The sequence below is a fragment of the Pantoea agglomerans genome, assembly GCF_021397715.1.
GTDB lineage: Bacteria > Pseudomonadota > Gammaproteobacteria > Enterobacterales > Enterobacteriaceae > Pantoea > Pantoea astica.
Map to the genome: position 1 here is coordinate 508,364 of NZ_CP090208.1, position 14,038 is coordinate 522,401.

General features: G+C 56.7%; 11 protein-coding genes and 1 pseudogene. 9 read left to right on the top strand and 3 right to left on the bottom strand.

The features are described from left to right. Positions 1 to 20 precede the first annotated feature (20 nt). The 3 genes from LZU96_RS22200 (at position 21) to LZU96_RS22210 (ending at position 3,071) form a co-directional block, all read left to right on the top strand. Positions 21 to 794 (top strand): MerR family transcriptional regulator, encoded by a 774-nt coding sequence (locus tag LZU96_RS22200; protein ID WP_233988747.1) that lies wholly within the window; start codon positions 21 to 23, stop codon positions 792 to 794. A gap of 131 nt (positions 795 to 925) precedes the next feature. Next, positions 926 to 1,315, top strand: a complete 390-nt coding sequence (locus LZU96_RS22205; protein WP_233988748.1) for a DUF1090 domain-containing protein — start codon at positions 926 to 928, stop codon at positions 1,313 to 1,315. Between the two features lie 481 nt (positions 1,316 to 1,796). Next, positions 1,797 to 3,071 carry a Glu/Leu/Phe/Val family dehydrogenase gene (locus tag LZU96_RS22210; RefSeq protein ID WP_233988749.1) on the top strand — a complete coding sequence of 425 codons (1,275 nt, stop codon included), beginning with the start codon at positions 1,797 to 1,799 and terminating at the stop codon, positions 3,069 to 3,071. 33 nt (positions 3,072 to 3,104) lie between these two features. On the opposite strand, the gene LZU96_RS22215 is transcribed toward LZU96_RS22210, so the two are convergent. Continuing rightward, positions 3,105 to 4,280, bottom strand: coding sequence for an ROK family transcriptional regulator (locus LZU96_RS22215; protein ID WP_233988750.1), 1,176 nt, complete (start codon positions 4,278 to 4,280; stop codon positions 3,105 to 3,107). A 296-nt stretch (positions 4,281 to 4,576) separates the two neighbouring features. On the opposite strand from LZU96_RS22215, the gene LZU96_RS22220 reads away from it, so the two are divergent. The 5 genes from LZU96_RS22220 to LZU96_RS22240 are packed head-to-tail and all read left to right on the top strand — an operon-like array spanning position 4,577 to position 9,606. Next, a complete protein-coding gene (locus tag LZU96_RS22220; protein ID WP_233988751.1) occupies positions 4,577 to 5,824 on the top strand; it encodes an extracellular solute-binding protein in 1,248 nt (415 codons plus the stop codon). A gap of 9 nt (positions 5,825 to 5,833) precedes the next feature. Beyond that, positions 5,834 to 6,742 carry a carbohydrate ABC transporter permease gene (locus LZU96_RS22225; protein ID WP_233988806.1) on the top strand — a complete coding sequence of 303 codons (909 nt, stop codon included), beginning with the start codon at positions 5,834 to 5,836 and terminating at the stop codon, positions 6,740 to 6,742. Next, positions 6,732 to 7,571 carry a carbohydrate ABC transporter permease gene (locus LZU96_RS22230; protein WP_233988752.1) on the top strand — a complete coding sequence of 280 codons (840 nt, stop codon included), beginning with the start codon at positions 6,732 to 6,734 and terminating at the stop codon, positions 7,569 to 7,571. Before LZU96_RS22225 ends, LZU96_RS22230 begins: the two co-directional genes overlap by 11 nt. A gap of 2 nt (positions 7,572 to 7,573) precedes the next feature. Continuing rightward, a complete protein-coding gene (locus tag LZU96_RS22235) occupies positions 7,574 to 8,521 on the top strand; it encodes a carbohydrate kinase family protein (protein ID WP_233988753.1) in 948 nt (315 codons plus the stop codon). Positions 8,522 to 8,523: 2 nt separating this feature from the next. After that, positions 8,524 to 9,606 carry an ABC transporter ATP-binding protein gene (locus tag LZU96_RS22240; protein WP_233988754.1) on the top strand — a complete coding sequence of 361 codons (1,083 nt, stop codon included), beginning with the start codon at positions 8,524 to 8,526 and terminating at the stop codon, positions 9,604 to 9,606. Positions 9,607 to 9,934: 328 nt separating this feature from the next. Here LZU96_RS22240 and LZU96_RS23545 read toward each other — a convergent pair. Beyond that, positions 9,935 to 11,874: pseudogene (locus tag LZU96_RS23545) on the bottom strand (methyl-accepting chemotaxis protein). A gap of 514 nt (positions 11,875 to 12,388) precedes the next feature. Between LZU96_RS23545 and LZU96_RS22255 the strand changes: the two are divergent. Then, positions 12,389 to 13,507: a Fic family protein gene (locus LZU96_RS22255; RefSeq protein WP_233988756.1), complete on the top strand. Its 1,119-nt coding sequence runs from the start codon at positions 12,389 to 12,391 to the stop codon at positions 13,505 to 13,507. A gap of 66 nt (positions 13,508 to 13,573) precedes the next feature. Here the strand turns inward: LZU96_RS22255 and LZU96_RS22260 are convergent, their stop codons facing one another. Next, the gene (locus LZU96_RS22260) at positions 13,574 to 13,921 is read right to left on the bottom strand and encodes a YebG family protein (RefSeq protein ID WP_233988757.1); all 348 of its coding nucleotides are present in this window, start codon (positions 13,919 to 13,921) and stop codon (positions 13,574 to 13,576) included. Positions 13,922 to 14,038: the final 117 nt, after the last annotated feature.

Genomic DNA, 14,038 nt, shown 5'->3' on the forward strand with positions numbered 1-14,038 from the left:
CCCTCAGCAGAGGGCACGATATGCATTCTCATACTACTGAAACCATCTGTGCGATTACGGGTACCCATCCGGCGAACCTGAAACGCTGGATGAAACAGGGCTTATTATCGCCGCAGCACCCGCTGAAGCACTGGAGCGACGCACAGTTAAACGAAGTGCGCAGTCTGGTCGCGTTAACCGCAACCGGCGCCACGCTGCAGGAAATTAAACAGGGTCAGGATAGCGCATCCGCGATCATGACTTCGGGCTGGGCTGCGCGTAAAGGCGATATGTTGTGGCAGCTTGAATTTGGTACACCGCTGTCGCTATCGCGTCAGATGCATCAGATGTCCAGCGACTACAGCGGTGATGATTTTATCTATAACCTGTTACGTCCACTCAGCGACTGGCTGCGCGCCGACCGTCGACAGGGTGCCGGACGTCGGCTGGATCGTTTTCAGCAAACGGTGCAGCATCAGGCGGATAAAGTCATGCGCGCTTCCTCGCGCAGTGAAGAGTCCATTCCGCTGTTTCTGGAAGCGGTGAGCGTACGCGACGAAACCGAAATCTGGATTGAAGCGATCCGGCTTTCCGCGATGGGCTTCGACGTCGATATTGCCTCGCATGTTACCGGCCAGCCGGCGATGAAAACCGATCTGCATCAGCATCACATCATGTGGTGTGGCGCGGGCATCAGCCAGACGATGCAGGACTATTTTGAACAGCAGCGCCAGGCGGGCAATCCGGTGATGCTGAGCGGCCCGGACCGTAACCTGCACTATATGATGCAGGCGAAAACCTCTTCTGCTGCCTGACTGCAGGCAGCCTTCTCCTTTCTTTCCTCCTTTTCTCTTCCCGTCTCTGGCAGATATTTTTTTCGGTTAAGAATCTCTTAAGCTGGCTGCGTATACTGACGCAACCACACAGACTCATTGACGAGACGATTATGAAAAAAACGTTGCTTGCCCTTAGCTTCTCCCTGTTGCCTTTCACTTTTACTGCGGCTCATGCCGACAGCTCTCTCACCGGTTGTGCCGCGAAGAAGCAGGAGATTGAAACTCAGCTCTCTTATGCTCGCCAGCACAGCAATACGCACCAGATTGCCGGTCTCGAAAAAGCGCTGAGTGAAGTGAATGCGAACTGTTCTGACAGCGGACTGTTGCAACAACGGCAGGAAAAAGTGGCAGAGAAAAAGGCTAAAGTTCAGGAGCGCGAACAGGAACTGGCAAAAGCGCAGGCGGAAGGCCGTAGCGCCAGTAAAATCGAAAAGCGTCAGCAGAAACTGGCAGAAGCACGTCAGGAACTGCAGGAAGCTGAACAGGCACTGCAGCAGTAATTTTATCGGGCCAGCTGCACGGCTGGCTCGCGATATCTCCCCTTTCATTTCTCCGTTATTTTCCCCACAGCGACCGGTAAGCGCTAATTACCTGATAATGCTTCGCTATCCTGACCTGACCCATTACTTAATGTAATCCTTTGATTACTTATTCTCATGCACTTAATTGGTGCAGCAAAGTCAATATCGACTGGATCAATTATTTAACTTTTTGAAGGCCTTCAAAGATCTGAAAAATGGTGATATTTGCTGATTTATGCAGCCACTATGCGCTCACCGCGCATGATTATTCGCCTATAGCGCTGCTGTTTTTCGGATAATTATTCACTGATTTTGCCCCAAAATGGCGCAACTGCCTCCCTGTACGAGGGTGGCTCCACATCTTATTTGTTTCAGGAGTGTTAGATTATGTCGGCGCGCTACAACGCGCTCTACTTTCCCGGCTCCACACAATAAATAACTTCATTAAGAAAGGTTTTTTATGGATAAGTTATCTTATGCGTCTGAAAGCAGTACATCTGCCTGGTCCACCTACTTACAACAAATCGACCGGGTTGCGCCCTATTTAGGCGATCTTTCACGTTGGATAGATACTTTGCGTCATCCAAAACGTGCATTAATTGTTGATATCCCTCTGCAAATGGACGATGGCTCAATCCGCCATTTCGAAGGCTATCGCGTTCAGCACAACCTTTCACGCGGTCCGGGCAAAGGCGGCATTCGCTATCATCCGGATGTTGATCTCAACGAAGTGATGGCGCTCTCCGCCTGGATGACCATCAAGTGTGCCGCAGTTAACCTGCCCTACGGTGGTGCCAAGGGCGGCATCCGCGTTGATCCTTTCAAACTGTCCGACGGTGAACTTGAGCGACTGACTCGCCGTTATACCAGCGAGATCGGCATCATCATCGGGCCGCAAAAAGATATTCCTGCGCCAGACGTCGGCACCAACAGCAAAGTCATGGCGTGGATGATGGATACCTACTCCATGAACCACGGCACAACGATTACCGGCGTTGTCACCGGCAAGCCGATTCACCTCGGCGGCTCACTGGGTCGTGAAAAAGCCACCGGCCGCGGGGTGTTTATCACCGGACGCGAAGTGGCACGCCGTGCCGGTATTGAGATTGAAGGCGCACGCGTTGCGGTTCAGGGTTTTGGTAACGTGGGTAGCGAAGCGGCCCGCCTGTTTGATGAGGCTGGCGCACGGGTTGTGCTGATTCAGGATCACACCGCCACGCTGCTCAACACCGATGGCATCGACATGGCCGCCCTGACGGAATGGCAGATTGCTCACAAGCAGATTGCTGGCTTCCCCGGCGCGCAGGCGATTGAGAAAGAGGCGTTCTGGACCACAGAGATGGACATTCTGATCCCGGCGGCGCTGGAAGGTCAGATTACCCGTGAACGAGCGGAAGTCCTGAGCTGCAAAATCGTGCTGGAAGGCGCCAACGGTCCCACCTATCCCGACGCTGACGACATGCTCGCGACGCGCGGCATCATCGTGGTACCGGATGTGGTCTGTAACGCCGGCGGCGTCACGGTCAGCTACTTTGAGTGGGTACAGGACATGGCGAGTTTCTTCTGGAGCGAAGATGAAATTAACCGTCGCTCTGACAAGATCATGACGGAAGCGATGGTCCACGTCTGGGAGAAAGCCAAAGAGAAAGATTGTTCACTGCGCACCGCGGCTTATATTGTGGCCTGTGAGCGTATTCTGATGGCGCGTAAAGATCGCGGTATCTATCCGGGCTAATCTGTCGGGCGCTGCTCTCAGGCAGCGCCCGGTTCACGCCTGCTTCATCAGCACCTGAAACTGGGGATTAAACTCATCAAAGATCGGTAAGGCGGCCGCGCCCAGCGCAGCGGTATCACTGCCGGTCATGCCGGTTTTCAGGCGCATCGCATTCAGATAGCGTCCGCGCACCGACTGATAAAGCGGCGGCAAACGCTGCACCATCTGCTCCAGTAACGGCGCAGGCATCATCCCGCCAATAATCACCGCCTCAGCATCAAAAACCGACTCCAGAATATTGATCGCCTGCCGCAGCGGAACCAGCACGCTGTCAATCCATGCGGTAAAACGCGCGGGTTCGATCTGCAACAGATCCTCTGGTAGCGCGCGCATCGGGTCCAGCCCGCAAAATTCGTAGGCGGCCTGTAGCGAGACGTAACGCTCAAGGCAGCCCTGATTGCCGCAGTAGCAGTCGCGCCCACCCGGTTCGACTACGATGTGCCCTATTTCCCCGGCGTTGTGAGCGTGCCCGGTATAGATATGACCGTCGGTGAAGATTCCCGCGCCCAGACCGGTGCCGATGTAGAGATAGATAAAGGAGCTGAGCTGGCGTGCCACACCGTGAAAGCGCTCGCCGATGGCGGCGACCGTGGCATCGTTCTCCAGCGTAACCGGCAACCCGCTGAGGGTTCTGAGTTCGGCTTCAATATCAACCTGTTCCCAGCCGTTCAGCGTTGTCGGACCTACCGAAGAAATACCTTCAACGCCAAACGGCCCCGGCATCACCACGCCAATACCCAGCACCTTTTGCCACTGCGCGCCGAGAAAGGTGCGCATCTCATCCAGCACGCCAGCAATGCGCGCCAGGGTGGCAGCGGGCTGGGGCTTTTGCACCATGATGAGGCGGCGCAGGTGCACTTCACCGCTAAGATCGACCAGCACCAGCAGCAGCGTCTGATGATCGAGATGAATGCCAATCGACCAGGCGCTGGTGGGATTCAGCGTCACCGGAATCGAGGGCTGACCGCGCCCGCTGCGGCGCGGCTGGCGGCTGGTCAGCAGTTCTGCCTGCTCCAGTTCCGCCACGATATTGGAGACCGTCTGCGGCGTCAGCGCTGTCATGCGCGCCAGTTCAGCGCGTGTCAGCTCGCCATGCAGACGAATGGCTTCAATGACCACGCGTCGATTGTGCGCCCGCGCATGTTCAAGGTTAGTGCCCGAGGTTTTCATGTTGTTTTCCATTTCAGCGGGACCGACAGTATTAGTCCCTGACGCGGTGCGGGCAAATAATATCTTTGATCCTGCACACAAATTCATGCCAACAGGATAGGCAGTTATGGTGTAAAAGCGCAGTCTGAGTTTCAGCGTTGTTACGGCATTGTTTCATCTGGTCCATCGTTTGTGGCACGCCGTTTGCTTATTCCTTTTCAGGTCAGTGCATTTACTGCGCCAGATTACGCCCCCGATTAAATCAATCAAATTGATTTAATTAATCGACATCCTGTTGCTGCAAAGTGGAGAAGATCATGTCACAGCGTTTTAATCCTCAACTCAAAGCGGGCGTTGCCGCCCTGCTGATGCTCAGCGCCGGCAGTGCCGTTGCGGCCAGCCAGATCAATGCCCTGTTTATGACGCAGGCGGCCTACAGCGAAAATGATATTCGCGCCATGACGCAAAATTTCCAAAAGCAGCATCCGGACGTCAGCGTTAATCTGGAGTTCGTGCCGTATGAAGCGCTGCACGACAAAATTGTTGCGGCGCGTGGTGCCGGCGGCAACGGCTATGACGTGGTGCTGTTCGATGCCATCTGGCCCGCTGAATTTACCCGTTTCGATCTGCTGCAGGATGTGAGTGCCCGAATTACTCCGGAAGAAAAGGATAAGGTCTTTCCTGGCGCGATGAACACGGTGATCTATAAAGGCAAAACCCTGGGGATGCCGTGGATTCTGGATACCAAATATCTCTACTACAACAAGGCGATGCTGAGCAAAGCGGGCATCACCACCCCGCCACAAACCTGGCAGCAGGTGCTGGATGACGCAAAAATCATTAAGCAGAAAAAGATCGTCAACTATCCGCTGGTCTGGAGCTGGTCGCAGGCTGAAGCGCTGGTGTGTGATTACACCACGCTGGTATCGGGCTTTGGCGGGCAGTTCTATCAAAACGGCAAGCTCAACTTTTCCAGCCCGGCGTCGCTTAAAGCGCTAAACCTGATGAAAAGTTCGCTCGATGACGGGCTGAGTAATCCGGCCTCACGCGAATATCTGGAAGAAGATGTCCGTAAATCCTTCTCCAACGGCGATGCAGCGTTCGCGCTGAACTGGACCTACATGTACAACATGGCGAACGATCCGAAGCAGAGTAAGGTGGCGGGCGACGTCGGCATCATGCCTGCGCCAGGTGATGCACCGGGCCAGGCGGGCGGCGTCAACGGATCAATGGGGCTGGGTATCGCTAAAGGCAGCACCCATCCGGAGCAGGCGTGGCAGTACATTCAGTACATGACTTCACAGCCGGTACAGAATCAGTATGCCCGGCTCAGCCTGCCGATCTGGAAATCCTCTTATCAGGACCCGGCGGTGCAAAAAGATCAGGAGAGTCTGATCGCGGCGGCTGATAAGTCACTCAACGTGATGCTGTCACGTCCGGAAACCGCTGACTACTCCCGTCTGTCAAACCAGCTTCAGCAGCAGTTGCAGCAGGTGTTACTGGGTAAAACCACGGCCCAGGATGCAATGGCGGCGGTGGATAAAAGCGCTGCGCGCCTGCGTTAAGGAGTCATGATGCTGAGTTTGCGTCAACGCGAACAGCGTCAGGCATGGGTGCTGCTGGCACCCATGCTGCTGGTGATGCTGTTGCTTACCGCCTGGCCTTTACTGCGCACCATCTGGCTCAGTTTCACCGATGCTGCGCTGATTGGCAGCGGTGAAACGCCAGGCTGGATCGGACTGGAAAATTACGCCTATGCGCTGAGCGATCCCGATTTTCGGGCGTCGATTGGCCGTACGCTCTACTTCACCGTGGTCTCCGTCACCCTGGAGGGGATCATTGGTGTGCTGGTGGCGCTGCTGCTTAACCAGAAGTTTGCGGGTCGCAATATCCTGCGGGTGCTGGTGATCCTGCCGTGGGCGCTGCCGACCATCGTCAACGCCATGATGTGGCGGCTTAACTTTAACCCGGACTACGGCAGCATTAATGCCTTGCTCACCCAGCTCGGGATTATTGACGGTTACCGCAGCTGGCTGGGCTCACCGGATGCCGCGCTCAATGCGGTGATGTTCGCAGATATCTGGAAAAACTATCCGCTGGTAACGCTACTGGTGCTGGCTGCATTGCAATCGATCCCTGAGGATCTGTTTGAAGCGGCCAGGCTGGATGGCGCTTCCGCCTGGCGACGCTTTCGGGCCATCACCTTTCCGGCAATTGTCGCCCCGCTTGGCGTCGCGCTGGTCCTGCGCACCATTGATGCCTTTAAGATCTTCGACATTATCTACGTGATGACGCGTGGCGGACCGGTGGACAGCACTAAGACCCTGAGCTTTTTCGTCTATCAGGAATCTTTCAGCTATCTGCGAGCCGGCAGCGGTGCGGCCTATGCCATGCTGATGACGTTGATGTGCGCCCTGCTGATCACCCTTTATCTGCTGATGTTATGGCGTCAGCGCCGCCGGAGCTCTGCTTATGAAAACTAAACTGCGGCGGGTGTTGCGCTATGCTGCGGCGCTGCTGGTGGCGATCAGCATCCTGGCCCCTATGGGCTGGCTGTTCCTGATGAGTGTCAGTTCGGCCAGCGATCTGTCGCGCGTTCCGCTGGAGTGGCTGCCACGGCAGTGGGATTTCAGCCGCTATCACGGATTGGTTTCGCTGGCCCCTGACCAGCCGGGCAACATCTTTCTGCACGCGCTGGGTAACAGTCTGCTGGTCGCCAGTGTGGCGACAGCCATCTCGCTGCTGCTGGCGATTCCGGCGGCCTTCAGCTTCTCACGTTACGCGGGTCGCGACGGCTGGCTGTTTGGCGCACTGGCGATATACATGGTGCCGCCGGTCGCCTTTGTGCTGCCGCTCTACTTCCTGCTGCAGCAATTGGATCTACTCAATACCCGGCCAGGCCTGGTGATCGTCTACTGCTCGCTGATCCTGCCGTTCCTGACCTGGATGCTGAAGAACCAGTTTGATTCGCTGCCGCGTGACATTGAACAGGCTGCGCGCCTTGATGGTCTGCGTTTCTGGCAGGTGCTGCTGCGTATAACCCTGCCGCTGGCAAAGCCGGTGCTGGGCGCGGCTGCACTGTTTGGCTGGCTGCTGGCGTGGGATGAATTTTTCTATGCGCTGCTGTTTACCAGCAATATTGCGGCCCAGACGCTGCCGGTCGCCATTGCTGGCTTTACCGCCGGACGGGCCACCGATGACGGGCTGATCGCCGCGATCGGCATTCTGGCCTCGGTGCCGCCACTGTTTATCGCCATCTGGCTGCAGAAGACGCTGGTTAGCGGTCTGGCCAGCGGCGGAAGTAAGGGATAACGATGCTAAACACGACTTCATCCACGCTTTACGTAGTGGGCAATATTAATGTGGATTTGATCATGGGCACGCTCAGCGACTGGCCACAGCGCGGTACCGAAGTGATGCTACAACACAGCGAGCTGCGTCCGGGTGGTTCCGCCGGTAACTGTGCGCTGGCGCTGGAAGCGATGCAGGTGCCGCACCGTGCCATCGCCAACCAGGGCAATGATGGATTCAGTCAGTGGCTCGCCGGTCACTTTCCGCATAGTGCGGCGCACTGGCCGCGTTATGCCTGCGAAACCTCGCTGACGGTGGGCGTGACGCATCCTGACAACGAGCGCTCATTTATCAGCAATTTTGGACACATCACGCAAATGACGGCTGAGGATGTGCTGAAACAGCTGCCCGCACAGGCCACACCGGGCGATATTGTGCTGCTGTGCGGAACCTTTCTCTGTCTGGAACTCTATCAGGCCTATCCGAGGCTGCTGGCGGCGTTACAGCAACGTGGATTTACGGTAGCGGTCGATACTGGCTGGCCGCCCGCAGGCTGGAGCGACGATCTTCGCCACCAGGTTCATCGCTGGTTAGCCGATTGCGACTGGCTGTTGCTAAACGAGGTCGAAACGCGCGGCCTGGCCAACGATAACTCACTGGAACAGAGCGCGGCGCAACTGGCATCCCGGCTCAGTGGACGCGGTGGCTGTGTAGTGAAAAGCGGCGCAGACGGCGCGCGACTGTGGTCTGCCACTCAGACGCTGCACGTGGCGGCACAACCGGTGACGGTGGTCGATACCATCGGTGCCGGAGACAGCTTCAATGCCGGATTTCTGGCGGCGTTGCTCTACCGTCACGCGGCGTCGACGGCGCTGCGCTGGGGAATTGAGGTCGCTTCACAGGCGATCAGCAGCTCGCCGCGCCGCTATCCCGGCTGGCAACAACTCCAACTTTCAAACGAGGTGCGCTAATTATGGCCAGTGTTGAACTTGTACAGGTGGCGAAGCGCTACGGTAAGCAGAGTGTGCTGCACCCGCTGGACTTAACCATTCCCGATGGCAGCTTTACCGTGCTGGTCGGTCCTTCTGGCTGTGGTAAATCGACGCTGTTGCGCTTACTGGCGGGTCTGGATAGCGTCTCTGACGGCGCGATCATGCTTGATAAAAAACGCATCAACGATCTCGATCCCGCCGACCGCGATATCGCAATGGTGTTTCAGAGCTATGCGCTCTACCCGCACCTGACGGTCGCCGAGAACCTGGCGTTTCATATGCAGGTCAAAAAGGTGGCGCGCGACGAGCAGAAGAGCAAGATTGCCCGCATTGCCGGGATTCTCGGCATCGGCCAGCTGTTGCAGCGGTATCCGCGGGCGCTCTCGGGCGGCCAGCGGCAACGCGTGGCGATGGGACGTGCAATGGTGCGCAATCCGCAGGTGTTCCTGTTCGATGAACCGCTCTCCAACCTTGATGCCCAGTTACGCATGGAGCTGCGTGCCGAGATCAAATCGCTGCATCAGCGCTTTAAAACCACCATGGTGTATGTGACGCACGATCAGGTCGAGGCGATGACGCTGGCCGATCAGATTGTGGTGATGAAAGATGGCGTTATCGTGCAACAGGGCGCGCCGCTGGCGATCTACGATCGTCCGGTGAATACCTTTGTGGCCCGGTTTATCGGTTCGCCGCCGATGAATCTGCTGGATGCGCAGTTCCAGCCGCGTGACGGCGAGCCGGGCGTGCTCTGTGGTCAGCAGTGGCTGCCGCTGCCGTCACGCTGGCACCGTGCGGCGCGTGAGCAGGCGGACCAGCCGGTGACGCTGGGCGTTCGCCCTCATGACCTGATCAGCGCGCCCGATGGACAACCGGCTGATGTCGGTATCGTCGAAATTACTGGTGAATCGACACTGTTACATCTGAACTGGCAGGGTTTTGCCCTGCATATGCAGCTGAGCGGGCGCAGTGACGCGACGCCGGGCGGTACGCTGCCGGTGACTGTAAATCCCGACAAGATGCACCTGTTCGATGCGCACAGCGGTGAGCGCCTGATCGAACAGTAACCCACAAAAAAACCGCCATCAGCGTAATGCTGATCAGCCAGGGTTAAATGTGCAAAGGCTGTCACGGTCAAATGTGGCAGCTTTTTTTTGGGCGAGCGTGCCGGAGTGCGGGCCTGAGCACCTCTGCTGCTGCCTGGCCGTCCTCTCGCCTCAGCGCTGCGGATAGCCCTTTCAGCAGCAGAGGCGCTCAGGCCTCTATCATCGTGCCCTTTTTAACAATACACACTGTGAAGTTTCAGAGCGGCACCAGACTGCGTTATCACCTGCCGCTTAACTGACTGGCATTACGCCATCGGCGGGTTTTTCTCTTATCAGACACCCAGGCGGGTTAAGCCAGGTGGAACTGCTCGACCGTCTGCGCCAGCTGCTGCGCCTGGTCTTCCAGCGAACTGGCCGCAGCCGACATCTGCTGGACCAGCGCGGCGTTCTGCTGGGTCGTGCCATCCATTTCGTTAACCGCAATCGTCACCTGGGTAATGCCGCGCGCCTGCTCATCAGAGGCGGAAACGATCTCCCCAATAATGCCCTGCACTGAATTGACCGCCTGTGTCATCTCCTGCATGGTCTTACCGGCATCATTCACCAGCCTGACCCCGCTTTCGACCCGCACGCTTGACTCTTCAATCAGCGCGGCGATCTCTTTCACCGCACTGGCGCTGCGCTGCGCCAGGTTACGGACTTCAGATGCCACCACCGCAAAGCCGCGTCCCTGCTCACCCGCGCGCGCGGCTTCTACCGCGGCATTGAGCGCCAGAATGTTGGTCTGGAAGGCGATGCTGTTGATCATGGTGGTGATGTCGCCGATCTTTTTCGAACTGTCATCGATCTGCGCCATCGTCTGCACCACCTGGCCCACCAGCGTGGCACCGCGACTGGCGATATGAGTGGCATTTTCTGTCAGGCTGGTTGCCTGCTGAGCGTTATCGGCGTTGAGGCGGATGGTGGCGCTGATCTGCTCCATACTGGCTGCGGTCTGTTCCAGTGCGGCTGCCTGCTGCTCGGTACGGGATGCCAGGTTAAGGTTGCCGCTGGCAATTTCGCCCGCGCCCTGACGCACCGATTCACTGGCATCTTTAATCTGGCCGACAATACCCCGCAGCTGGCTTTGCATCGTCTGTAAGGCGAAGAACAGGCTGCTGCGGTCGTCGGCTTTGACCGCAATCGCATTGTCGAGCTTGCCCTCCGCCACGGCCAGCGCAATTTTGGCCGCTTCGGCCGGCTCGCCACCAATCGGGCGTAGCACTTTACGGCTGAACAACATGCCCAGCACCGCGCCGACCAGCAGAATGCTGACCACCATCAGGCCAATGGCCCAGCTGAGCTGCCGGTTAGCGGCGGCCATCACCTGACTCACCGGCGCCACCACCCCGAGATACCAGGGTTTATCGCTGTCGCCAATCACCACCGGTTGCCAGGTCACTAACGCCTCTTCACCCAGCACCGCATCAAAATGCTGCATCACCCGTGAACTGAAGTGATCGCTTTCCCCTTTCCACGGCTTGCCCGCCTCCTCTTTCACCGGTGAAGAGACGACCTTTCCGCCATTCGAAAGCAGCAGTGCATAGCCGCTGCCCTGCCAGGGTTTGATCTGATTAACTTTCTGTTGCAGCGAAGCCAGTGAAATGTCGGAGGTCACAATGGCTTTTAAGGTGCCCTTATCGATGATCGCCGCCGCCACCGAGGTTAACAAGGTGGGTACGCCGTTATAGGCGTAGCTGTAAGGCTCGATCAGGGTATCTTTTTTCGACTGCTGCGGTATCTGGTAGTAGTCACCCTGGCCCGGAGTCAGGATGGAGAGCAGCGGATGCATGGCGTAATGACCGGCCTGATCGCGATCCACAAACCAGGCGTAGCGACCCTGCGGGGCCTGTCCCGGCTGGTTAACAAATTCGGCATCGCGACCGTCGAAGGCGTTTGGTTCGAAGATGACTGACATCGACAGATATCAGGATTGGCGCGCAGTGAATATTCCATGATCTTATCGACCACTTTACGATCCGTAATGCCTGCCTGCGGTAAGGCGATCAGGCTTTGTCCCAGATGGCTGGCCACATCGCGCGCATGACTCAGCTCCTGTTGCACCTGTAAGCCGCGGCTTTGCGCGATTTGCTGCAGATATTTTTCCGCCAGCGCCTTCTGCTCTTTACCGGACTGCCAGCTCAGAACACCGATCGTCACGCTAAATCCCAGCATAATGGTCAGGCCGCCGGTAATAAGCATCTGCGCCCGGGTACTCATCTTCTTTTTATCGTTTAACTGACTGGCCATATTGGTTCCCCTGGAATTTACCTTTTTGCGACCTCCTTGTGGTTTACGTGCTCCTGAGATCATCTATCGGCGCCGTTTTTTTGAACTTTAACGGCGGCTTCGGGAACGTCAGATGAGATAAAGCCGGCGAAGTTGATCCTCAAAGGGTTCTGACTTCAGCAATGAATCCGCTTTTTTTGATCTGCAGCAATATCGGCCGACGCAACTACTGTCAGTTTATGTAAACAGACGTTGTCGTCCCTTATCATCGTGGAGAGAAATCAATGGCCGGTAAACTTGGATTAGCAGGCGGAATGATTATCTGGTTAGCGTATGTTGCCTGGATCGTGCATTACTATTCAGACACCTTTTTGCAGTTCTCCCGCTAAACAGACAGGACCTTCGGGTCCTGTTTTCTTTTCTGCATGACTCCCGCATCGATTGTCTTCTGAGCCAAAAATTCGCTACTATTGACTCATTATGTGAGCCGATTAAAAGATGCTATTCGGCTCATTCACCCGAAAATGAGCCGAATATGACCACAGAATGGATCTGGCAACAGGCCGACTGGCCACAGTTCTACTGGCAGGAGGCTGTGCTGCTGCCTCGCCTGCGGCAGCTGCAACAGCAGCGAGGCGTACTGCTGGGCCGGGCCAGCCTGCAGGTCAGTGATGAACAGCAAACGCTCGATACTCTGCTCAGCAATATCCTCTCCTCATCCGCCATTGAAGAAGAGCGGGTAAACGTACAGTCGGTACGTTCATCTCTGGCGCGCCGCTTAGGCGTGACCGAACAACAGCCTTATCCGGTTTCGGATCGATCGGAGGGACTGGCGGCGATGATGCTGGATGCCATTAACAACCGCAGCCAGCCGCTCACGCTGGCGCGTCTTTACCAATGGCATCGCTGGCTGTTTCCTGCCGATGAGTGGTCGGTGCAGCGTCTGAGCGTCGGTACCCTACGCGGCAGTGAGCCAATGCAGGTGATCTCCGGACGGATCGATCGCCCAACGGTGCATTTTGAAGCGCCGCCGCGCAGTGGACTGGAGCCACAGCTGACGCAGTTTATTGACTGGTTTAACCGCAGCGAGCAGGACGTCATGCTGGACCCGCTGCTGCGCGCCGCCATCTGCCATCTCTGGTTTGTTACCCTGCACCCGTTTGATGACGGTAATGGCCGTATCACCCGCGCTTTAACCGATCTGGCACTGGCGCAGGCGGACAGTCAAAGCATCCGGCTCTATGCCATGTCACCGGCGATTCTGGCGCATCGGGCGGACTATTACCGCATTCTGGAGCGGACGCAGAAAGGTGGACTGGATATCACCGACTGGCTGATTTGGTTCCTCGATATGCTGGATGAGAGCCTGCAACAGGCGATGAACAGCATCGCCCGCACCCAGATCAGGGCGCGCTTCTGGCTACAGCATCGGGAACGCTCTCTGAGCAAAGAGCAGATAAAAGTACTGAACCGGTTGTTAGACGGCGGCGAACAGGGTTTTGAACAGGGGATCAGCGCCAGTCAGTATCAGAAGGTGGCGAAAGTGAGTAAGGCGACGGCGACACGTCATTTAGCCGATCTGCTGGAGAAAGGCTGTCTTTACCGGCTGGAAGGCGGCGGACGCAGTACGCGCTATCAGGTGAAAACAGACTGAGAGAATGATGCGCGCGCTCAGCCAGTAAAATAACCACGCCGGAAATGGCTTCCGGCGTGACGGGGATCAGGCTGCTTTCACCGCGCGCACTTTCTTGCTGCTGGCGGTTTCTGCTTCGGCGGCGTCATCAGAACGCTCCGACACCGTTTCAGGCTGACCGGCAGTGGCGGCCACAGGCTCAGGCAGTTTGCTGGTGCGGAGAATATGCTGCACGGCATCTTTCTGCTCAGCGATCAGCAAGCCCAGCGTTTCTGCCTGCGTCTCATCCAGTGCGGGTTGATGCTGTAACAGCCAGTCGGTGAAGGCTTCGGCCATATCGAGCATTTTGTCGTAGGCATCGGCCTCTTTCTTGTTGGCAAACGTCATCTTCTCTTCACCCTTTCTGACTACTACAAATTTTGTTTCGACAGCCATGTTTTTGCCCTCAGATACTGTGTATACATACAGTATATCACGACGTTGATGCTTTTCCAGCAGAGAATAGAGTTTATCGGTTGTACGCCGCATAACCTTAACCGGGCGCAGGTTTTC